The organism is Bacillus sp. SRB3LM, assembly GCF_015712745.1.
GTDB classification, from domain to species: domain Bacteria; phylum Bacillota; class Bacilli; order Bacillales; family Bacillaceae_G; genus Bacillus_A; species Bacillus_A thuringiensis_K.
In genome coordinates, this window is record NZ_VWVQ01000017.1 from 199,126 (window position 1) to 220,731 (window position 21,606).

Genomic DNA, 21,606 nt, shown 5'->3' on the forward strand with positions numbered 1-21,606 from the left:
AAAAATTTAAACATTTCTAAATACTTCTTATCAAGAGCAGGTGGAGGGACGAGCCCGACGAAACCCGGCAACCGATCTACAATTGTAGACACGGTGCTAATTCTCGCAGCATTACGCTGACAGATAAGGAGCTGGTTGTAAAAAAACCTCTCCTTAGCTGAGAGGTTTTTTTATTTAACTAGGAGGTTATAACAATGAGCGGAATTATAGCGACATATTTAATTCATGATGATTCACATCACTTAGAAAAAAAGGCGGAACAAATTGCACTCGGTTTAACAATTGGCTCTTGGACTCATTTGCCACATTTATTGCAAGAACAATTAAAGCAGCATAAAGGCAACGTCATTCATGTTGAGGAATTAGCTGAACATGAACATACCAATTCGTATTTACGTAAAAAAGTAAAACGCGGAATTATTAAAATCGAATATCCGCTATTAAACTTCAGTCCAGATTTACCAGCGATTTTAACGACTACATTTGGAAAGCTATCACTTGATGGCGAAGTAAAATTAATTGACTTAACTTTTTCAGACGAGTTAAAAAAATATTTTCCTGGTCCAAAATTCGGGATAGATGGTATTCGAAATCTTTTACAAGTGCATGATCGTCCCCTTTTAATGAGTATTTTTAAAGGAATGATTGGACGAAACATTGGGTATTTAAAAACACAATTACGCGATCAAGCAATTGGTGGTGTAGATATAGTAAAAGATGATGAAATATTATTTGAAAATGCATTAACACCACTTACGAAACGCATTGTATCCGGAAAAGAAGTTTTACAATCTGTCTACGAAACATACGGACATAAAACGTTATATGCCGTAAATTTAACAGGACGAACTTTTGATTTAAAAGAAAATGCAAAACGTGCAGTAGAAGCTGGAGCTGATATTCTATTATTTAACGCATTTGCTTACGGACTAGATGTACTACAATCACTTGCAGAAGATGATGAAATCCCAGTTCCTATTATGGCACATCCTGCTGTAAGTGGTGCTTATTCAGCATCCAAGTTATATGGAGTTTCATCTCCATTATTACTTGGAAAGCTACTACGTTATGCTGGGGCTGACTTTTCATTATTCCCATCTCCATACGGAAGTGTTGCGCTAGAAAAAGAGGAGGCTCTTGCTATCTCAAAATATTTAACTGAAGACGATGCATTTTTCAAGAAGAGCTTTTCTGTTCCGTCTGCTGGTATTCATCCTGGTTTCGTTCCCTTTATTGTACGAGATTTCGGTAAAGATGTTGTTATTAATGCTGGTGGCGGGATACACGGACATCCAAATGGAGCGCAAGGCGGGGGTAAAGCTTTCCGTACTGCAATTGATGCTACTTTGCAAAATAAACCGCTCCATGAAGTAGACGACATAAATTTGCATAGTGCACTACAAGTATGGGGAAATCCCTCTCATGAGGTGAAACTATGAGTATTCAAGTATTTTGTGATTTCGATGGCACGATTACAAATAATGATAACATTATGTCCATTATGGAAAAATTCGCACCACCAGAAGCCGAAGAAGTAAAGAATAAAATTTTATCACAAGAACTATCCATTCAAGAAGGTGTTTCTCAATTATTTCAATTAATACCTACTAATCTGCACGATGATATTATTCAATTTTTAATAGAAACTGCTGAAATCCGTAGTGGTTTTCATGAATTTATACAATTCGTAAAGGAAAATAACATTTCTTTTTACGTGATATCAGGTGGAATGGATTTCTTCGTCTATCCACTCTTACAAGGAATCATTCCAAAAGAGCAAATTTATTGTAATGAAACAGACTTTTCAGCAGAGTTTATTACAGTTAAATGGCCTCATTCTTGTGATGATCATTGCCAAAATCATTGCGGATTATGTAAATCATCATTAATCCGTAAATTAAGTGATACAAATGACTTTCATATTGTAATTGGAGATTCTATTACTGATTTACAAGCCGCGAAACAAGCGGATAAAGTATTCGCTCGCGATTTTCTTATTACAAAGTGTGAAGAAAATCATATTGCTTATACACCGTTTGAAACATTTCAAGATGTGCAAGCTGAATTAAAACTTTTGTTGGAGGTGAAATTATGAAACAACTTTTTCGTCAATGGTATGACTTGAGCGAGATAAAAAAAGAATTAACAACACGAAATTGGTTCCCGGCAACAAGTGGTAATATTTCTATAAAGGTTAGTCATGAACCACTTACTTTTCTTATTACAGCAAGCGGTAAAGATAAAACAAAAACCACTCCAGATGATTTTCTATTAGTAGATCATGTAGGAGTTCCCGTTTTAGAGACTGAATTACGCCCTTCAGCAGAAACAATATTGCATACACACATTTATAACAATACGAATGCCGGGTGTGTACTTCATGTTCATACAACTGATAATAATGTCATCACAAATTTATATAGTGATGCAGTCACACTTCAAAATCAAGAAATTATTAAAGCTCTCGATATTTGGGAAGAAGGTGCAACAATTCAAATTCCTATTATTGAAAACCATGCCCATATCCCAACACTTGGAGAAAACTTCCGAAAGCATATACAAGGAGATTCGGGAGCAATATTGATTCGTAACCACGGTATTACCGTATGGGGCCGAGATAGCTTTGATGCAAAGAAGAGATTAGAAGCTTATGAGTTTCTATTCCAATTTCATATAAAACTGTTATCAATTCAAGGAGGCGTTTCTAATGGCGCAAATTCGTATTCATGAAGTAAATACTCGCATTGAAAATGAAGTGGAAGTATCTAAATTTCTACAAAAGGAAGGCGTTTTATATGAGAAATGGAATATTTCTAAACTTCCTACTCATTTAAATGAAAATTATTCTTTAACAGATGAAAACAAAGCTGAAATATTAGCTGTGTTTTCAAAAGAAATTGCTGATGTTTCAGCACGCCGAGGTTATAAAGCGCATGATGTAATTTCACTTTCAAATAGCACACCTAACCTTGACGAACTATTAATTAATTTTCAAAAAGAACACCATCATACTGATGATGAAGTTCGCTTTATTGTTAGTGGTCATGGCATCTTTGCCATTGAAGGAAAAGACGGAACATTCTTTGACGTTGAACTTGAGCCAGGTGATCTCATATCTGTTCCTGAAAATGCAAGACATTATTTTACTTTGCAAGATGATCGCCAAGTTGTAGCTATTCGTATTTTTGTTACAACTGAAGGCTGGGTTCCAATCTATTAAGGTAGTTAGTTGAATAAAAGGACTTGGATCCCCTTTTCCAAACTTTTATTCACTCTACATATATACATCCTCCTATGGAACAGGCTTATTTCATTTTGAAATAAGCCTGATTTTTTATTTACTTGAAAGTACCATTTCATCACAAATTTAACACCTTGATTTTTTCAAGTGCATTTTTTGAACATTTATTGAATTTTTTCTGAAAATTCTGTTTTATATGTGATATACTACAATTAACTAAGAAGGAAAAGAATATCGCAAACAGAGGGGGATAATCATGAGCTTACTTATCGCACTTATACTTGGAGTTACATGTGGAGCATTTCCTGTTATTTTAGGAGCTATTATGGAAGAGTTAGAAATTGGTGTTTTAGGATTTGTCGCATCTTGTGTAAGCGCTTTATTATTTGGTTTATTCGGCGCTATTCCTGTTTCAATTCTGTGTGCTTTTTATATAATACGCCATGCTCGTACAAAACAATTTGGTCCTAATCACATCGCACAAATTATCCCGTTCCCGGTTGAACGATGCCGCCGTGCTTCTAACTTATAATTATAAAAATTAAAGATGACTAAATAAATAAAAGTCCTCAAATGAGGACTTTTATTTATTTTCTTCTAGAAATTGAAACAATTCTTGTAGATGTAGGGCATCTTCACCATAGCTAACAGATACATGAAATATACCATCAATCTCAGCTTGCATATAAAGATCCACTCCATCACGATCATATTTCAATGCCAAATAAAACTCCATTTCTTCTAACATCTTTTTTGAGGTTCGAATTACATAATGCCCCTTCTCATCTCTTCCATATTCAAATTCTGGTTCAAAATCATATTTTTGTTTAAAAGCTTCTTTTTGTTTTTCATTGATTTGCATACAAGTAGCTCGCTGTAAAGTATCAATCATCTCATCAAACTTTTGAAAGTCCACCTCGTTTACCCCCTTATATATTTTTTATATAATACTTGTGTTCCACTATTTTCTTCGCCACCCTTAATTAACTCTTCATACAATTCTTTCGCCAAACTTAAGCCTGGAACTGGTAATTGTAATTTTTCTGCTTCCTCTAAAGCAATTTTCATATCTTTCATAAAATGCTTTACATAAAATCCTGGCTCAAAGTCTCCTTTTAACATTCGAGGAGCTAAATTACTTAATGACCAGCTACCTGCTGCCCCTGTTGAAATACTCTCTAACACTTTATCTGGATTCAGTCCAGCCTTCTTCGCGTAAGCAACAGCCTCACATACTCCAATCATATTGGAAGCAATCGCAATTTGATTGCACATTTTTGTATGTTGTCCACTCCCAGCCGGTCCTTGTAATTGAATGTTTGTCCCTAACTTTTCAAGTAAAGGTAAGCATCTATCATATATTTCTTTCTCTCCACCTACCATAATTGCGAGTTTTGCTTCTTTCGCGCCAACATCTCCTCCTGAGACAGGTGCATCTAACGTATATATTTTTTTGCTTTTTGCAACTTTATTAATACGTTTTGCTAAAGTAGGTGTAGATGTCGTAAAGTCAATTGCTATCGTACCTTCTTTTGCATGTTCTATAATTCCTTCTATACCAAAATACACTTCTTCTACATCATGTGGATATCCAACCATTGTCATTACAATATCAACTTGCTTCACTAACTCTTTTGGCGTATCACACCAATGTGCACCATCTTGTACTAAAGAATCTGTTTTTGCCTTCGTTCTATTATATACATATACTTTATGACCATCCTGCATTAAGTGATAAACCATACTTTTTCCCATTACGCCAATACCAATGAAACCTATTGATAAAGTTTTATGTTCCATTTTCTCATCCCCTTTGTTCTAATAAATCATTTACCATCTTTCGGAACTCTTTATTAAAGTCATCATCCATACTATTTTTCACATTTGAAAATAACATAACAAAAATTCCTTTTTCTTTATTAAAATTATTGAAAGTGTTCCAACCAGATAATACACCATGATTATGAAAATAATCTGGATATATATAAAAACTAAATGCATATTTCCGTTCCGCTGAAGGTGAAAACATTGTTTGTATACTTTGTTCTGAAAGAAGTTTTCCATTTATAATTGCTTCGTCTAATTTCTTCATATCTCCAACTGTCGTATACATCTCACCACAACCATATAGCCAATCCATGCCTAGCTTTTGTGCTGGTACAAGCTCTTGATTTTTTTCACATAACCCTTTGTAAAATTTTTATCTCCAGGCACCATATTTCCCATGCCGGATTCATACATATCTGCTTTTACAAATATATTTTCTTTTATGTAATCTCCTAAAGGTTTTTTCGATATATGTTCTATTATATAAGCAAGCACCATATAATTATAATCTGTATATCTCCAACCTGTTCCTGCAGGAAATTCTAAATTTTGACGTCCAATCCAATTAATTAACTGTAAACGGGAAGCAGCATTAACATTGCCTTTTGCGTGTTCAGGTAAACCAGAGGTATGCGTTAATAAATGATATAGCGTAATATTTTTATTCTCCGGAAATGAAGGAATATATTTATTTACATTATCTTGAATATTCAATTTCCCTTGTTCTTGCAACTGTAAAATAGATGTGGCAACCACTGTTTTCGTAATAGAACCGATACGATATTTTGTCTGAGGCGTATTTTCAATTTTATTTTGAACATCAGCATACCCATATCCTTTATTCAAAATAACATGCTCTTTATCTGTTACCAAAACTGTTCCATTGAATTGCTTTCCGACTAAATATTGATCTAATTTTTGAGATATGCTAGCATAATCAATTTGTTGCTCTTCTTTTTCTTCTATATTCCCTTGTACTTCCGATTCAATAGTAGGATTCACTTTAGTTGTTAATACAGTGTTTTCCTTTATATTGGGGCTAACAAGAAAATAGTATACCCCACCGCCAACTATAGCAGACAGTGAAGCCATGACCATTACTTTTTTTATCATATTGATCCTCCATAATTCCTTAGCTAAAAATTGTCCCCCTATTCTATTATCAAACAATAAAAAAAAATCGCAACAATTTGTTGCGAAAAATTACATTTTTTCTTTTCTATACACACATACTTGATTCTTCCCATTTTTTTTCGCTTCATATAATGCAATATCCGCTCGTTGCATTAATTCTTCTCTTGTAGTTCCTTGTTCATATAACGCAACTCCAAAGCTAGCTGTTAACTTTGAAATTCCAGTGAATTGCTTTGTTTCAATGAAGAATCGTAATGACTCCGCAACTTGAAATGCTTCCTTTTCTACTGTATTTGTCACTAATATAATGAATTCTTCTCCTCCCCATCTTGCAAATACATGTTGCTGCTCCACTTTAGATTTCATAAGCTCTGCAAGTTGTATTAATGCCAAATCGCCAAAATCATGACCATATGTGTCATTAACTGTTTTAAAATTATCTATATCAAATAAAATAATTGCTATTTTCTCATCAGTACGTATTACCTTTTCCCATTCTACCTCTAGTATTTGTTGAAACTTTAAACGATTATAAATCTCTGTTAATGAATCTATCATAGCAAGTCTTTCTTGTTCTTGATAGATTTCATCTAATTCTGTAATTTCCGTGCACTTTACAATAAATCTTGATAAATCTTCTGGCAATGGTGTCGCACGTAATAGAAAAGTAGATACTGTCCCTTCATAATTTAACATCTTAATTCTTCTACCGCTTGATAAAGTATCGTCTAGCCATGTTATATCATGCGTCGTCGAGTAGTATCCATTTTCTCTAATAAAATGTTCAGCAAATACTAAATGTTGCTCACGATAGGCAAACAAATTTTCATATCCGAAAAACGTTAAAAAATTTGTATTACAATCAACAATTTCATCATCTTCTACTATAAATAATAAATCATTTTGAAAATCAAACATCGTTTGAAGCAGTTCCTGTTGCAAACTAACTTGCCTTACTAAAGAAAGTTGATACAAACTCTTATTCACTTCTTCTAACACTGCTTGCGGAGTTACATGGGCTATTACAATATTACGTATTCCTAATGCGAGTACATCTGTAAATTCTTTTGTTATTTGTTGATCCCAAATGACAATAAATGTACTTTGCAAGGTATACATATTCTTTATATATTTTATTTGAGAATAATCTGTTACATACATAATTATAATGTGCGGTTTCGTTCTTTGAAATAATAATTCGCCCTCTTCAAAACTATTTGCTATAAACATACATTTTGGATGAATATTTTCTATCGTTTGTTGATGTTTACATCCATTTTCTATATAAAGGACATTTAACTGCAAATCTTGTAACACATTTTGGAAAACCGTATTCTCTAATAAAAAATGTAGTATGTTCATCACTAGTCTTCACTCACTTCATATATCTTGTTCTACTGAATTCCTCACAAACATTTTCAAAAGACTATTACCCAATAAACTTTAATTTGTGAGAGATACATATTAACAAGCTAATTGAGAATGTTATCTTCCCTTTTCACTCTATAAATTCCTTTTTTAGTGTATGATTATAGGAATTATATCGTTTGTATGAATGCCCTAGCTTATTTCTTAAAACTTGACAATTAAAATAAGGATATTATATTCTTAAATTCGATAACTTACAAAATGTAAGTAATATATATTGCGTTTTCCCGATAATTTTATATGCAATTTGGAGGATATATAATGACAAACGACAACTTTTTTAACGTTCTATATGAACGCACATCTACACGTGCATTCAACCCAAATAAAGAAATCTCATCTACAGAATTACACGAGATTTTAAAAGCCGCAGCACAAGCACCTTCCGCTTGGAACTTACAACACTGGAAATTCCTTGTTTTTCAAGGTGAAGATGTACAAAAACGATTACACCCGATAGCTTATAACCAACAACAAATTCTTGATGCTTCTGCAGTAGTCGCTATTTTAGGTGATTTAGAAGCTTATAAAAATGTTGAGCCAGTATATGGTCCAATTGTAGAACAAGGATTTATGAAAGAAGAAGCAAAAGAACGCTTAGCTAAAAATATTGAATCTGCATATGCTCGTGAACAATTCTCAAGAGATGCTGCCTTTTCAAATGCATCTTTAGCAGCAATGCAACTTATGCTTGCAGCTAAAGCGACTGGTTGGGACACTTGTGCTATTGGTGGCTTTAATCCACAAGCACTGACAGACGAATTTAACGTTTCATCTCGTTACGTTCCAATTATGCTTATTACAATTGGTGAATCAACTTTAAAAGGCCACCCTGCACCACGTATGAGCGTAGAGCAAGTGAGCGAGTGGGCAAAATAATAAAAAACGAAGGTAACTACGTTGCCTTCGTTTTTTATTTCCTGTCACACTTTTGTAATATTACTACAAATCATTCGACATTTATACTTATGGAAAAGTATATTCTATTCCCTCCTCATAAGTAAACGTGACGTTTCGTGTCGAATTTTGTTAAGGTGTTGAAATATACCCGTGTATTTTTGTTACAATTGTGATACAATGATAACAAATAGATAACAAGAGAGGGATTTTCATTGAGTTCATACGGAAGCTTTATCGCACTTTTATGCTACATAGTAACTGTACTGCTTCTATATTTTATTGGTGATGCCGCAAACATCTCCATTTTACAATTCCCAAAAGAAGAAGCATTCCAATTAGAATCAGAAAAACATACTGCACGATCCATTGTACCACTACTCCTAGCTCTTCCTGTATATATCATCGTTTTATATAAAAGTAAAAAAGTGTAAAGGCTACCCATTTCATTTATTTCGGTGGTTTTTACATTTTTTTGTTATATTACTCCTATTTTAAACATCATTCCATACTAAACACCCAGCTAGTCATTTAAAATGAGAAAATCCCCTAGAAAAAATTCCACTCTCTGTCCAGTCACTTACTACCGAACTTACATAGATTATAAGTGTGAAGGGGGTGATGAGGATTATGTTTGGATCATTTGGATGCTGTGATAACTTTAGAGACTGTCATCATCATGAAAGAGAGCGCGACCATCGTGAGAAGGAGAGAGAGGTTAAGCCACAACAACCAGCTGTATGTAACGTACTTGCTAGCATTTCAGTTGGAACAGAGCTTTCTCTATTAAGCGTTAAAGGTGTTGGATCTTTCAACAATGTAATTTTTGAAGGTTTCTGTAACGGTGTTGCTCTTTTCTCTGCTTTAGCTCGTAATAACAATGACAAAGACAATAAAGATAACAACAAAGATGATAAGCACAATCAAAACCGAAATACTTTTACTGGTATTTTACGTGTATGCCCATCTGATATCGTTGCTATCGCTATCTAATTCTGTACCTTATCCTCTAGTAAGAAAATAAGATTTACTTTTCTCATAGAAAAAACCTGAGACCGATTTCAATCGACTCAGGTTTTTTTATTACTTATATGCTTTTAACTAGTTCAACAACTTCTTCAGCAGTTGACATCATTAATGCTTTTTCTGCTAATGTTTCCATTTCTGTTTTTGACAACTTGCTTAGTTGTGTTCTTGCAGGAAGAATAGATGTTGCACTCATACTGAACTCATCTAAACCTAATCCTAATAATAATGGAATAGCAAGTGAATCGCCCGCCATCTCACCACACATACCAGCCCATTTGCCTTCTTTATGAGCAGCATCGATAACCATTTTTACAAGACGTAAAATAGATGGGTTATATGGTTGGTATAAGTAAGATACTTGTTCGTTCATACGGTCTGCAGCCATTGTGTATTGGATTAAATCATTTGTTCCAATAGAGAAGAAGTCAACTTCTTTCGCAAATTGATCTGCTAATACTGCTGAAGCTGGGATTTCAACCATCATACCAACTTCAATAGAATCAGAAACAGTTGTACCCGCTTCTACAAGTTTCGCTTTCTCTTCTAATAAAATTGCTTTCGCTTGACGGAACTCATCAAGAGTTGCAATCATTGGGAACATAATTTTTAAGTTACCGTATACGCTAGCACGAAGTAATGCACGAAGTTGTGTACGGAACACATCTTGCTCATCAAGACATAAGCGAATTGCACGGTATCCTAAGAATGGGTTCATTTCTTTTGGTAAATGTAAGTATGGAAGCTCTTTATCTCCACCGATATCAAGTGTACGAACAACGACTGGTTGACCCTCTTTTACACCTTCAAGAACTGCTTTATACGCTTCGAACTGCTCTTCTTCTGTTGGAAGATTGTCACGGCCCATGTATAAGAATTCTGTACGGTATAAGCCAACGCCTTCTCCGCCATTATCGATAATACCTTGTACATCATTTGGTGTTCCGATATTTGCAACAAGCTCAACGTGATGTCCGTCACTTGTTACAGTAGCTTGGTCTTTTAATTTTGCCCATTCAGCTTTTTGCTCTTCAAATTTCGCTTTCTTTTCTTCAAACGAACGAAGAGTTTCTTCTGATGGGTTTACAATTACTTCTCCATCTAAACCGTCAATGATAACGATATCGCCGTTTTGGATTTTTTCCATAACAACTTTCGTACCAACAACAGCTGGAATTTCCATAGAACGAGCCATAATTGCAGAGTGAGATGTACGTCCACCGATATCAGTAGTAAAACCTTTTGCATACTTACGGTTTAACTGAGCTGTATCAGATGGTGTTAAATCTTCAGCAATGATGATTACCTCTTCAGAAATTGTACCAGGATTTGAGAAGTTAATTCCTAGTAAATGTGCAAGAACGCGTTTTGTTACGTCACGAATGTCCGCAGCACGTTCTTTCATATATTCGTTATCCATGTTTTCAAACATAGAAATAAACATTGATGCAACTTCATCCATTGCAAATTCAGCATTTACTTTTTCGCTATTTACTTTATCTTTTACTGGGTTTACTAGTTCTGGATCATTTAACACTAATAAATGTGCTTCAAAGATCGCAGCTTTGTCAGCACCTAGTTCAGCAAATGCGTGGTCTTTAATAGCTTCTAATTCAGTTTTTGCTTTCTCAAGCGCAGCGTCTAAGCGTGCAATTTCTGCAGCTTCGTTTGTAATTGATTTCTTTTCGATGTTAAATTCAGGATTTTCAAGTCTGAAAGCCTTTGCAATAGCAATCCCACTTGATGCAGCGATCCCTTGAATATTAAGAGTCATTATTCTCCTAATCCTTCGTTTTTCATAGTTTCTTCGATAGCTGCTAGTGCTTGAGCTGCATCATCACCATTTGCAGTGATTTTAATTTCTGCGTTTTGTTGAATGCCTAAAGACATAACGCCCATGATTGATTTTAAATTAACGTTCTTTCCGTTATACTCTAAGTTAATGTCAGAACCGAATTTGCTTGCAGTGTTTACAAGTAGAGTTGCTGGACGAGCATGAATTCCTGAGTCGCTAGTTACTTTAAAGATTTTTTCCATGATAATTTATCTCCTTTAAATTACAGTATTTTTTAGTTGTATAGACGTGAGTACTACACCATCTATTGTATATAATAGGCGATGTTCGGTCAACCACATCGCCTATTATAATTATAAACATTTTGCGTCAAATTCCTACTGAATGTCAATAATAGCGGTTTCGCCCTTCTTAACATTTCCATCTTTTTTCAATTCGACTTGTTGCCCTTGTTGTAAGTTTGTAAAGACAATTGGTGTAATGATAGATGGTGCATTTTCTTTTACAAATGCAAGATCTACTTTTAATAATGGTTGGCCTTGTTTCACCTTGTCGCCTTGTGCTACAAGCGCTTCAAAACCTTCACCATTTAATTTTACAGTATCAATACCAAAGTGGATTAAAATTTCTTTTCCGCCTTCAGATTGAATACCAATCGCATGTTTTGTAGGGAATACATTGACAATCTCACCATTAACTGGAGAAACTACTGTTCCTTCAGTTGGCTCAATTGCAAATCCATCTCCCATCATTTTTCCTGAGAATACTTGGTCAGGTACTTCTGTAATCGGTAAGATTTTCCCTTCAATTGGTGATACAATTGTTTCATTTTCATCAACTTTTTGAGGAGTTTCTTCCACTTTTACAGGTTCTTCTTTTTCAACATGAGGTGTACGGCCTGACATAATATCATGAATTTGTGATTTTAATGTGTCAGATTTCGGTCCGAAAATAGCTTGAATGTTATTTCCAACTTCAAGTACACCAGCTGCTCCAAGTTCTTTTAAGCGGTCTTTGTTTACATTCTTTTGTTCGTTAACTTGAACACGTAAACGAGTAATACAAGCATCTAAAGAAGCAATGTTTTCTTTACCACCAAGTGCTACTAATACTTCACGAGGAAGTTCGCCTGCTTCTGCTTTTCCTGCGCCGTCATTTGCATTTGCCACTTCACGACCAGGTGTTTTTAGATTCCATTTACGAATTGCAAAGCGGAATCCGAAGTAGTAAATAACTGCTAGTACAAGACCAACAATAATTACCCACCACCATGCTGTACGGCCTGGTAGTACACCGAATAATAGGAAGTCAATTAAACCACCAGAGAATGTCATACCAATTTTAACACCTAAAATTTGCATTGTCATAAATGATAGACCAGCAAATACAGCGTGAATTCCGAATAATACTGGCGCTACGAATAAGAATGAAAATTCAAGTGGCTCTGTAATACCTGTTAAGAAAGATGTTAATGCTGCAGAACCTAAAATACCTGCTGCTAATTTTTTATTTTCTGGACGTGCTTCATGGTACATTGCTAAAGCTGCTGCTGGAAGACCAAACATCATGAACGGATACTTACCAGTTGTAAATGTACCTGCTGTTAATTCTACACCGTCTTTTAACTGTGCCATAAAGATTTTTTGGTCACCACGGATTAATTCGCCAGCTGCATTTGTATACTGACCGAATTCGAACCAGAACGGTGAATAGAAAATGTGATGTAATCCAAATGGAATTAATGAACGTTCAATTAAACCGAATATAAATGCTGCGATTGTTCTATTTGCATCAATCATTTGATGTGAGAACGTGTTTAAGCCACCTTGAATGTATGGCCAAATGAAGCACATGATAATACCTACCATTAAAGAGAATGTTGCAGTTGCGATCGGTACGAAACGCTTTCCTGCAAAGAAACCTAAGTATGATGGTAATTCAATGTTGAAGTATTTATTATAGCAATATGCCGCTACTATCCCGACGATAATACCACCAAATACTCCTGTTTGTAGCGTTGGAATACCTAATACGTTTGCATACGCTGGATCTGCAAATCCAATTTTTACTGGGTCTGCTCCAGAACTTGTTACTTTCACTAGCTTATCTACTTCTAAGAACACACTCATCGTTTTGTTCATAATTAAGTAGCCGACGAATGCTGCTAAACCAGCTACTCCGTCTCCACCAGCTAAACCAATTGCTACCCCAACTGCGAATAATAATGCAAGGTTAGCGAAAATAATATCACCAGATTGTTCCATAATTTTTGCAACCATTACGAACCAATCTGCTTTTAAAGCAGGAATAACATTTGTTAACTGTGGATTTTGAAATGCATTACCAAATCCAAGTAAAATGCCTGCCGCCGGTAAAATCGCTACTGGAAGCATTAACGCTTTCCCGACTTTTTGAAGAACACCAAAGATCTTCTTAAACATGGAAACCCTTCCTCTCCTATCTATATTGATACCTTCCGACAAACGCCAAAAAGACATGAGGAAAAAAAGATAGAACGATAGCTATACAAAGGGTAGTATATCCCTTTCTCTAGCTTACATTCCTTACTTTTCTCCACTCATGCCTGATCGAATCAGTAACACGTGTCAAAAATAGGTTTACGTATAAGTTCACTATAATTAAGGCAAACGTTTTCGTTACTCACCTTAATGTGTTTGTCGAAATTTGTATAACTTTGCAATAGTTATTATACATAACTATTGTAAGCGATTCAATCATTTTTTTTAACGTTTTCATTTTAGACAAAAATATATAACTTTTTACACATGCTCTGCCTTTACTAAGCGTTGCAAGTGCATCGTTAAATAAATACTTTCAGCTTCATATACAGGTAGTTGCAACTCTTTTTGCATGACCTTAACTAGCTTCCAAGCCAAGTTATAGCAAACTGGATACTCGGCCTTTAATAAATCAGCAAAACTTTGTGATTCCTCTACTTTTTCTCCTTTTTTCACCCTCTCAATAGCATATTGAAGATGACGAATAAGACGTAAATAATGAATGCTCTCTTGATCTAATGTAATTTGTAAGTTTGTCTCAATTAAAGATACAAGTTGTGCAATGAGACGGGAGTTTTGATTAACTGAAGATAAATCAGAATTTGTAAGCGAACTGTAAATGTGAAGTGCAATAAAACCAATTTCTCCTTCAGGCAATGCAATTTGCAAACGAGAATTTAAAAGTTCTACAACACCTTCCGCAATTTCATATTCCTCTGGATAGAGCATTTTTGTTTCAACTAAAAAAGGGTTATCAATTGTAAGTCCTTGTTTTAACCTTTTAATCGCAAATGAAATATGATCTGTTAACGCAATATGAATATGTTCATTTAGTGGAGATTTCGCTTTCCCTTGAATGTACAGCATAATATCGTTCATCAATTCAATTAATTTTTCACTAATATGCGGCACTAATAATTTGTACTGTTCACGATCACGTTCATTTTTTAAGACAAACATTTTTTCGATTTGTTCTTGCTCCAAGACATCTTTCGCTTTTTTCCCAAATCCAATTCCTTTACCAATCACTACTACTTCCTCGTGTTCCGGATGGCTAGCAATGATGACATTATTATTTAAAACTTTTTTAATTTCTAGATAATTACTCATATAACACCACCCTCGTACTTAAATAGCCTACTTTTATGTTACAGAATATTCTTCTTTGTCGTCAATGTAAAACATCTGCCATTTAATAAAAATTCATTTTTTAGACATGTTTATATATGATGCGTATAATGTAAGAGCAACTGTACATAGAAAGGGGATAACAGCATGATTAAAATGTTTGTAAGTGATATCGATGGTACAATGATGCAACACGGAGGTCTTATTGACGAACAAGATGTTGCGGCACTGCGCAGCCTTGCCGAGCAAAATGTTATTCTTTGCTTCGCTTCCGGAAGACTTGATAATGAAATTGCAGACTTAATGAAAGCTGTAAATACAAATTTTCATCGTATTAGTGTAAATGGTGTTTTTGTATATACACATGAAAATAAACAACTATTATCTGCAACTTTTGATTCCAGCATACTTCCCGATTTGTTAGCTATGACGAATGAAGATCCTTATTTCCGTTATGTAAGTGATGAACATAATTATTACATTGAAGAGAAAACACCTTTTATTCAAGAACTTGAACAACAGGTAACTATGACTTCTGTTGAAGAACCAAACTTACTACAGAAAATTGATGATACAATTTTCCCAAATAAAATTTCTGTCGGTGGAACAAAGGAGAACTTACAACTCCTTCAGAAAAAAATTGATGAAAAATTCCACGGGAAAGTTAGTACTTTCATCTCTGCAGAACAATGTTTAGATGTAATGCCACCAAATGTTAGTAAAGGCTCTGCCATTTCTGTTTTATTAAATGAGTTTCAAATAAAACCTGAGGAAATTGCTTGTATAGGGGATTCATATAATGACATTCCTATGTTTTCTTTAACTCCTCACAGTTTTGCTATGTCGCAAGCAGATGATGCAGTAAAAAATCACGCTCACTATGTAGTAAATCACGTCAAAGATGCTGTTAACCACGTAATTACTCATAATAAAAATACGACTCATTCCTTATAAGGATGAGTCGTATTTTTATTTCTTTACATGTTAACCATTTTCAATTCCACTGTACTTCACAAACTGAAATATACTATTTGTTACGTGCGATATTCGTAATAAATTTATAACGATCTCCACGATAAATACATTTCACGTACTCTAGCGGTACCTCACCTTCTGAATATGACCATTGACGCATGACAAGTACAGGCGCCTTTTTAGGAATATGCAGATGTTCAGCTTCATTTTCCGTCGCAACGGAAGCTTCAATTGACTGAGTAGCGCTAACAAGTTTAAAGCCCAGTTTTTTCTCTAAATGTTCATATAAAGATTGTTGCAATATCTCTTCGTTAATATCTTTTACAAGAGCTGGCGACAAATATGTCGTCTCAAAAGCAATCGGTTCATCATCAGCTAAGCGAATACGCCTCACTTCATAAACCGATTCCCCCTCCTGTATTCTTAACCGGTCTGCTATTTTAGCAGTAGCTGGAACTAGGCGGAAACTAAGTAATTGACTACTTGGATTCATTCCACGAGAAATCATGTCTTCTGTGAATCCCGTCATTCCTTGCAACTTTTGTTCCACTTTCGGAAGTTGGACAAATGTTCCAATTCCACGCTTCCGATATAAATAGCCTTGTTCCACTAAATTATTAATCGCCTGTCTGATTGTCATACGACTCACTTCGAACTTATCACAAAGTTCATTCTCAGATGGGATTTTATCTCCCGGCTTCCATTCGCCGTCCTCAATTAGCTGTTTCACCCACTCTTGAATCTGATAATAGATCGGAAATGGTGAATACTTGTCGATGTTCATCAGCAATCGCCTCACTGCATAAAGATAGAGCTTCTTGATCAGCGATTACGGTTACATTCGGATGACGTTGTAAAACTGTAGCCGGACACTCTTCACTATATTCACCTTGCAATAATTCTTTAACAGCTTCTGCCTTTTTAGAACCCATCGCAACAAGTAGAACTTGTTTCGCTTTCATAATGCTTCCAATTCCCATTGTAATCGCATGAGTTGGCACATCTTCTTCTTTTTCGAAGAAGCGAAGGTTTGCTTGGCGTGTAGATTCTGTTAATTCAACAATGTTTGTTGGAGAATTAAACGGTGTTCCTGGCTCATTAAATCCGATGTGACCGTTTTCACCGATTCCAAGAATCTGTAGGTCAACTGGGTTAGCAGCTAGAATGCTCTCGTAACGTTTGCACTCTTCCTCTAAATCACTTGCCATCCCGTTTGGTACATAAGTTTGTTTAAATGGAAGATGATCAAACAACTGTTCTTGCATGAAATAGTGATAGCTGTTTTTATCTTCATGTGGTAAATTTACGTACTCATCTAAGTTTACAGTGGTTACACGGCTTGTATCAAGTTTATTTTTTCGTATTTCTGCATAAATACCTAATGGAGAGCTTCCTGTAGCCATTCCTAATGTTGGATTTTCTTTTGTTTTTACAACTTCTTCAATTAATTTATAACCTGCTTCTGCTAATTCTTCTGGAGTTTTTACAACAAGAATATTCATTTAATTACTTCCCTTCCTTCATATGAATTCCTAAACGAACCGTATCATATACATGTAAATCTTCATTCATCACAACAAAGTCTGCATCTTTTCCTACCGCTAATGCACCTTTATTATTTAATCCAAACTCTTCTGCTTGGTTAACTGATGTCATCAGTACTGCATCTTCGATTGAACAACCTGTAAATTCAATTACATTTCGGAAAGCTTGATCCATTTTTAGAATACTACCAGCTAACGTTCCATCTTCTAATCGAGCACTACCATCTTTTACATGTACTGGCTGTCCGCCAAGCTCATATAATCCATCTTCAAGACCTTTTGCACGCATTGCGTCAGTAATAACACTTACTTTTTTCGGTCCTTTTAACTTATATGCTAATTTCACCATATCAGGGTGAATATGAATACCATCTGTAATTACTTCAACCATTACATCTGGATTTAATAACACATGACCAACAACTCCTGGTTCACGGTGATGTAATCCACGCATTTGATTGTATAAATGTGTCGCATGTGTAATCTTTCTATTTTTTAGTTGTGCATCAATTGCATCTGTATGCCCCATTGTGCCAACTACACCAGTTTCAGCAAGATATTGTTCAAACTCTAATGCTCCCTCTTCTTCTGGTGCATATGTTACTAATTTAATTAAATTCCCACTTGCTTCTTGCCATTGTTTAAATTGCTCAATATTTGCAGGAACGATATGTTCAAGTGGTTGTGCACCTGCACGTTTCTTTGAAACATAAGGTCCTTCTAAGTGAATATATTCGAAATGCGCTCCTTTTTCTTTTGCTTCTTTCGCAGCAGTTAGCGCTGCTTCAATTGCCTCTGGAGCTTGTGTCATTGTTGTTGGGAAGTAAGTTGTAACCCCTTCTTTTAACATTTCTTTACCTAGAGTTACTAACCCATCGCTATTTGCATCCATCGCATCAATATCGTATCCACCATGAATATGAACATCGATCATACCTGGAATTACAATCTTCCCTGTAGCATCAAAAACAGTTTCATTTTCTTGTGGTACATATTGAGCCATCAAACCAATTTCTTTAATGGTTTCTGCGTAACGAATAAATCCGTTTTCCACTATTTCTTGACCTGTGTAAATTTTGGCATTGATGACAATTTGCGTTTTCATTTTCATCGATCCTTTCCCATGAAATACCTACTTGTTATTATTACCTTATTCGCCTAGTTCCATCTTAATATATGCACGAGTAGTTGTCTATACATTCTAATGAAATTTCCTTTTTATTCAACAGAAAAGGAAATTTCTTACGTCCCTTATAATTATAATATATATTATTCATTTTTCCAAAAAGGGACAGTATCCACCCCTAATATAGAAATCACTTCAACAATGGCATTAACCCGCTAGATTTTAACATAACATGTTCACCATCTGTTTCTATTTCTACTGTACGTTTATTTGTTCTATATACCATTATACCGTGCCTTTTCAAGCGCTTTACTACACTTTGATGAGGATGTCCATACGGATTACTACTCCCGTACGACAGAATAGCAAACTGCGGTTCCACTTTTTTTATAAACGTTTCACTTGTTGAAGTATATGAGCCGTGATGCCCCACTTTCAAAACATCTGCATGCACATCAAATTGTTTTAATATTTCATTTTCTGTCCGTACATCCGCGTCACCCATTAATAAAAAATCCGCTTTTCCATATCGTACCTTTAAAACAATTGAGGATTCATTATTTTCATCTTTTGATTTCCCGTTGTTTAATACTTGTATAGAAACATGTGGATCCAGCGGTATATATTGTCCTTCCTTTACTGAAACGAAAGGTATCCCTCTTTTTTTAATATTATTCCGATACGTATGATAAGTAAGAGAACTATATGTTTTTCCACTATCTAATATAAGCGATACCGGCATTTGCTCTACAATTGGAATTAACCCCCCTATATGATCCATATCGGGATGCGTACTGACAATTACATCTAAATGATTAATCCCTTTCTCAATTAATTTCTGAATAATAACCTCTCCTGCTTCATAAGGTCCTCCATCAATTAACATTGTTTGTCCATTTGGCATTATAATAAGTGTTGCGTCACCTTGCCCCACTTTTAAAAAGCTCACTTTCATTTTACTAAGATGTTGCCGATGCATATGTAAAGGAGACGTAGTATGAATAGACATCATATACCTTTTAGCTGATGCGCTATTTAAAGAAAAACATAATAAAACAGAAGCTAATAATAGAATAATCCGCATACCTCTCATAACTCGTCTCCTTTTTTCATTTAGTATGGCACTGTAAATAATTGATATACAAAAAAAGCTTAGCAAAATGCTAAGCTTTTATTTCGATATCTCTTGTAAGGAACCGAAGAATAAATCAGCTTCATTCATTTGTTCATTCTCTTCAGAAAGCGGTGGTAAATCAGCTAATGTTTTCAATCCAAATGTGTCCAAAAATTCTTTTGTTGTTCCATATAAAATAGGCCGCCCTGGTCCTTCTGCTCTTCCCATTTCTTTTATAAGTAAATGGGAAACCAACGTTTGTAACGCCTTATCGGTTTTAACTCCTCTAATCTCTTCCATCTCAGTCCTTGTGATTGGTTGACGATATGCAACAATCGCTAACGTTTCGAGGGCAGCTTGCGAAAGCGAAGCAGCTGTTGGTGTATCCATTAATTTTTGATAATATGAAGCATGTTCTTTCTTTGTAGCAAAACGATATACTTTTGCATACTGTACAATTTGCAAACCACGGTTTGCACCTTCACATTCTTGTTGCATTTCTTCTAAAATATTAATTACTTCATTCATTTCAATTTCAAGAACTTTCGCTATTTGTTCTGGATAAATCCCTTCATCACCAGAAACAAATAAAAGGCCTTCAATAATTGACTTTTGTTCTTTCCTATCCATTTCACGAGCTCCTTCCTTCTATTTTTCCATAAAAATACACATCAAAAAACCGAATCACAATCAATGCGTTCGGTTCAATACTTTTTCTCTTGTTCCAAACGATACATTAAAACATAGCATGAGATAAAATGTTTCTATCCCATTTTCACATACTTGCTCTATGCAGATTTATTAGAGCTTGATACGAAAATTTCATCAAAATTATGTTCTTGCTCAATTGTGATTTGTTGATTTTTCATAAGTTCCAGAACTGCTAAAAATGTTACAACCATTATTTCACGTTCATCATCAACAAACAAATCATAAAAACTTTGGCGACCACCCTTTATTTTTAACTGCTTTAAAATATCAGTCATTCGTTGTTCAATTGGTATTTCTTGACGAGTAATACGTGTTGTTACAGGTTTTTTTGCCTTTTTACGGCGCATTAATTTTTGAAATGCTGCTAGCATATCATATAACGTAACATCAAGAGGTAAACTTGTCTCCGCTTCTTGTTCCAACGATGTAAAGTCAATTGGCGGACGTGTATATAGCTGTGCTCTTTCTTGTTCTCTTTCTTTTAACTCAGTAGCAACTTGCTTATATTTCTTATATTCAATTAACCTCTCCATCAATTCTTGACGAGGATCATCTATAAAATCATCACCGTTATCAAGTACATCTTCTTCATGTTTCGGCAACAACATCTTACTTTTAATTTGTAATAACGTTGCGGCCATTACTAAATACTCACTTGCAACATCTAATTGAAGTTCTTTCATCGTATGCACATAAGATAAATATTGCTCTGTAATATCTGCTACAGGAATATTATATATATCAATTTCATAACGATGTATTAAATGTAACAATAGATCCAAAGGCCCTTCAAAAGCCTCTACTTTAAAATTATATTGCACAAAGCATCCCACCACATTTTTTCTATAACAACATAAGTATAGAGCATACTCATGTTCTATCCAACCTTTTTAAGAAATTTAATTAAAAATAGACCAATGCCTATGTCATCATGCCCACCACTTCATATGATAACAGTGTAGTAAGAACAATGTAGGAGGTCAAAAAACTATGGGTCACGTTGATTGTGGTTTTAGCGGTGGGTTCGCATTACTTGTTGTACTGTTTATTTTACTAATTATTGTAGGAGCAGCTTGCTTCTGCTAATATGAACAATAACGGCTAGGGGGAAACCTCCTAGTCGTTTATTGTTCATATTTCT

23 protein-coding genes, 1 pseudogene and 1 riboswitch are annotated in these 21,606 nt (G+C 34.9%); of the genes and pseudogenes, 10 read left to right on the plus strand and 14 right to left on the minus strand.

Annotated features, from left to right (window positions below; all coding sequences use genetic code 11):
* The first annotated feature begins 24 nt into the window (after positions 1–24).
* Positions 25–130, plus strand: a riboswitch (SAM riboswitch).
* 64 nt (positions 131–194) lie between these two features.
* From mtnW to F3I02_RS11975, 5 genes are all read left to right on the plus strand, one after another.
* Positions 195–1,439 carry a 2,3-diketo-5-methylthiopentyl-1-phosphate enolase gene (mtnW, locus tag F3I02_RS11955; RefSeq protein WP_196478017.1) on the plus strand — a complete coding sequence of 415 codons (1,245 nt, stop codon included), beginning with the start codon at positions 195–197 and terminating at the stop codon, positions 1,437–1,439.
* Positions 1,436–2,095 carry a 2-hydroxy-3-keto-5-methylthiopentenyl-1-phosphate phosphatase gene (locus tag F3I02_RS11960; protein ID WP_000027462.1) on the plus strand — a complete coding sequence of 220 codons (660 nt, stop codon included), beginning with the start codon at positions 1,436–1,438 and terminating at the stop codon, positions 2,093–2,095. The genes mtnW and F3I02_RS11960 overlap by 4 nt, the downstream gene beginning before the upstream one ends.
* Positions 2,092–2,730, plus strand: a complete 639-nt coding sequence (locus F3I02_RS11965) for a methylthioribulose 1-phosphate dehydratase (protein ID WP_000811342.1) — start codon at positions 2,092–2,094, stop codon at positions 2,728–2,730. The genes F3I02_RS11960 and F3I02_RS11965 overlap by 4 nt, the downstream gene beginning before the upstream one ends.
* Positions 2,708–3,220, plus strand: coding sequence for a 1,2-dihydroxy-3-keto-5-methylthiopentene dioxygenase (locus tag F3I02_RS11970; protein ID WP_000057326.1), 513 nt, complete (start codon positions 2,708–2,710; stop codon positions 3,218–3,220). Before F3I02_RS11965 ends, F3I02_RS11970 begins: the two co-directional genes overlap by 23 nt.
* Before the next feature lie 277 nt (positions 3,221–3,497).
* The gene (locus tag F3I02_RS11975) at positions 3,498–3,773 is read left to right on the plus strand and encodes a hypothetical protein (protein ID WP_000054659.1); all 276 of its coding nucleotides are present in this window, start codon (positions 3,498–3,500) and stop codon (positions 3,771–3,773) included.
* A 51-nt stretch (positions 3,774–3,824) separates the two neighbouring features.
* Here F3I02_RS11975 and F3I02_RS11980 read toward each other — a convergent pair whose 3' ends face one another.
* The 4 genes and pseudogenes from F3I02_RS11980 to F3I02_RS11995 all read right to left on the minus strand — a co-directional run bounded on the left by F3I02_RS11980 (position 3,825) and on the right by F3I02_RS11995 (position 7,564).
* Positions 3,825–4,157: a DUF3909 family protein gene (locus F3I02_RS11980; RefSeq protein WP_000347327.1), complete on the minus strand. Its 333-nt coding sequence runs from the start codon at positions 4,155–4,157 to the stop codon at positions 3,825–3,827.
* 5 nt (positions 4,158–4,162) lie between these two features.
* Positions 4,163–5,041 (minus strand): NAD(P)-dependent oxidoreductase, encoded by an 879-nt coding sequence (locus F3I02_RS11985; protein ID WP_000400427.1) that lies wholly within the window; start codon positions 5,039–5,041, stop codon positions 4,163–4,165.
* Between the two features lie 4 nt (positions 5,042–5,045).
* Positions 5,046–6,181: pseudogene (locus F3I02_RS11990) on the minus strand (serine hydrolase domain-containing protein).
* Between the two features lie 90 nt (positions 6,182–6,271).
* Entirely contained in the window at positions 6,272–7,564 is a 1,293-nt protein-coding gene (locus F3I02_RS11995) for a GGDEF domain-containing protein (RefSeq protein WP_196478049.1), read from the minus strand.
* Positions 7,565–7,891: 327 nt separating this feature from the next.
* Here F3I02_RS11995 and F3I02_RS12000 point away from each other — a divergent pair, with 327 nt between their 5' ends.
* From F3I02_RS12000 to F3I02_RS12010, 3 genes are all read left to right on the plus strand, one after another.
* Positions 7,892–8,509, plus strand: a complete 618-nt coding sequence (locus F3I02_RS12000; RefSeq protein WP_000180389.1) for a nitroreductase family protein — start codon at positions 7,892–7,894, stop codon at positions 8,507–8,509.
* A 233-nt stretch (positions 8,510–8,742) separates the two neighbouring features.
* A complete protein-coding gene (locus tag F3I02_RS12005) occupies positions 8,743–8,961 on the plus strand; it encodes a hypothetical protein (protein ID WP_000100485.1) in 219 nt (72 codons plus the stop codon).
* A 196-nt stretch (positions 8,962–9,157) separates the two neighbouring features.
* Complete coding sequence (locus tag F3I02_RS12010; RefSeq protein ID WP_000468026.1) at positions 9,158–9,520, plus strand: DUF3915 domain-containing protein; 363 nt, start codon at positions 9,158–9,160, stop codon at positions 9,518–9,520.
* Positions 9,521–9,614: 94 nt separating this feature from the next.
* On the opposite strand, the gene ptsP is transcribed toward F3I02_RS12010, so the two are convergent.
* From ptsP to glcT, 4 genes are all read right to left on the minus strand, one after another.
* Complete coding sequence (ptsP, locus tag F3I02_RS12015; RefSeq protein ID WP_000174208.1) at positions 9,615–11,327, minus strand: phosphoenolpyruvate--protein phosphotransferase; 1,713 nt, start codon at positions 11,325–11,327, stop codon at positions 9,615–9,617.
* Positions 11,327–11,590 (minus strand): phosphocarrier protein HPr, encoded by a 264-nt coding sequence (ptsH, locus tag F3I02_RS12020; RefSeq protein WP_000411080.1) that lies wholly within the window; start codon positions 11,588–11,590, stop codon positions 11,327–11,329. The genes ptsP and ptsH overlap by 1 nt, the downstream gene beginning before the upstream one ends.
* Positions 11,591–11,725: 135 nt before the next feature.
* On the minus strand, positions 11,726–13,789 hold the full coding sequence (gene ptsG, locus F3I02_RS12025) for a PTS glucose transporter subunit IIABC (protein WP_196478018.1): 2,064 nt from the start codon (positions 13,787–13,789) through the stop codon (positions 11,726–11,728).
* 339 nt (positions 13,790–14,128) lie between these two features.
* Positions 14,129–14,977 carry a glucose PTS transporter transcription antiterminator GlcT gene (glcT, locus tag F3I02_RS12030; protein ID WP_000073857.1) on the minus strand — a complete coding sequence of 283 codons (849 nt, stop codon included), beginning with the start codon at positions 14,975–14,977 and terminating at the stop codon, positions 14,129–14,131.
* Between the two features lie 165 nt (positions 14,978–15,142).
* Between glcT and F3I02_RS12035 the strand changes: the two genes are divergently transcribed.
* Entirely contained in the window at positions 15,143–15,949 is an 807-nt protein-coding gene (locus F3I02_RS12035) for a Cof-type HAD-IIB family hydrolase (protein WP_000594242.1), read from the plus strand.
* 73 nt (positions 15,950–16,022) lie between these two features.
* Here the strand turns inward: F3I02_RS12035 and phnF are convergent, their stop codons facing one another.
* From phnF to scpA, 6 genes are all read right to left on the minus strand, one after another.
* Positions 16,023–16,754, minus strand: coding sequence for a phosphonate metabolism transcriptional regulator PhnF (gene phnF, locus F3I02_RS12040; protein WP_021727649.1), 732 nt, complete (start codon positions 16,752–16,754; stop codon positions 16,023–16,025).
* Positions 16,684–17,472, minus strand: coding sequence for a glucosamine-6-phosphate deaminase (gene nagB, locus F3I02_RS12045; protein WP_001024201.1), 789 nt, complete (start codon positions 17,470–17,472; stop codon positions 16,684–16,686). The genes phnF and nagB overlap by 71 nt, the downstream gene beginning before the upstream one ends.
* Before the next feature lie 4 nt (positions 17,473–17,476).
* The gene (nagA, locus tag F3I02_RS12050; protein WP_001987227.1) at positions 17,477–18,619 is read right to left on the minus strand and encodes an N-acetylglucosamine-6-phosphate deacetylase; all 1,143 of its coding nucleotides are present in this window, start codon (positions 18,617–18,619) and stop codon (positions 17,477–17,479) included.
* A 211-nt stretch (positions 18,620–18,830) separates the two neighbouring features.
* The gene (locus F3I02_RS12055; RefSeq protein ID WP_001214823.1) at positions 18,831–19,733 is read right to left on the minus strand and encodes a ComEC/Rec2 family competence protein; all 903 of its coding nucleotides are present in this window, start codon (positions 19,731–19,733) and stop codon (positions 18,831–18,833) included.
* Positions 19,734–19,811: 78 nt separating this feature from the next.
* The gene (scpB, locus tag F3I02_RS12060; RefSeq protein WP_196478019.1) at positions 19,812–20,384 is read right to left on the minus strand and encodes a segregation/condensation protein ScpB; all 573 of its coding nucleotides are present in this window, start codon (positions 20,382–20,384) and stop codon (positions 19,812–19,814) included.
* Between the two features lie 158 nt (positions 20,385–20,542).
* Positions 20,543–21,286: a segregation/condensation protein A gene (gene scpA / locus F3I02_RS12065; RefSeq protein ID WP_001199747.1), complete on the minus strand. Its 744-nt coding sequence runs from the start codon at positions 21,284–21,286 to the stop codon at positions 20,543–20,545.
* 169 nt (positions 21,287–21,455) lie between these two features.
* Between scpA and F3I02_RS12070 the strand changes: the two genes are divergently transcribed.
* Complete coding sequence (locus F3I02_RS12070; protein WP_000510194.1) at positions 21,456–21,551, plus strand: YjcZ family sporulation protein; 96 nt, start codon at positions 21,456–21,458, stop codon at positions 21,549–21,551.
* Positions 21,552–21,606: the final 55 nt, after the last annotated feature.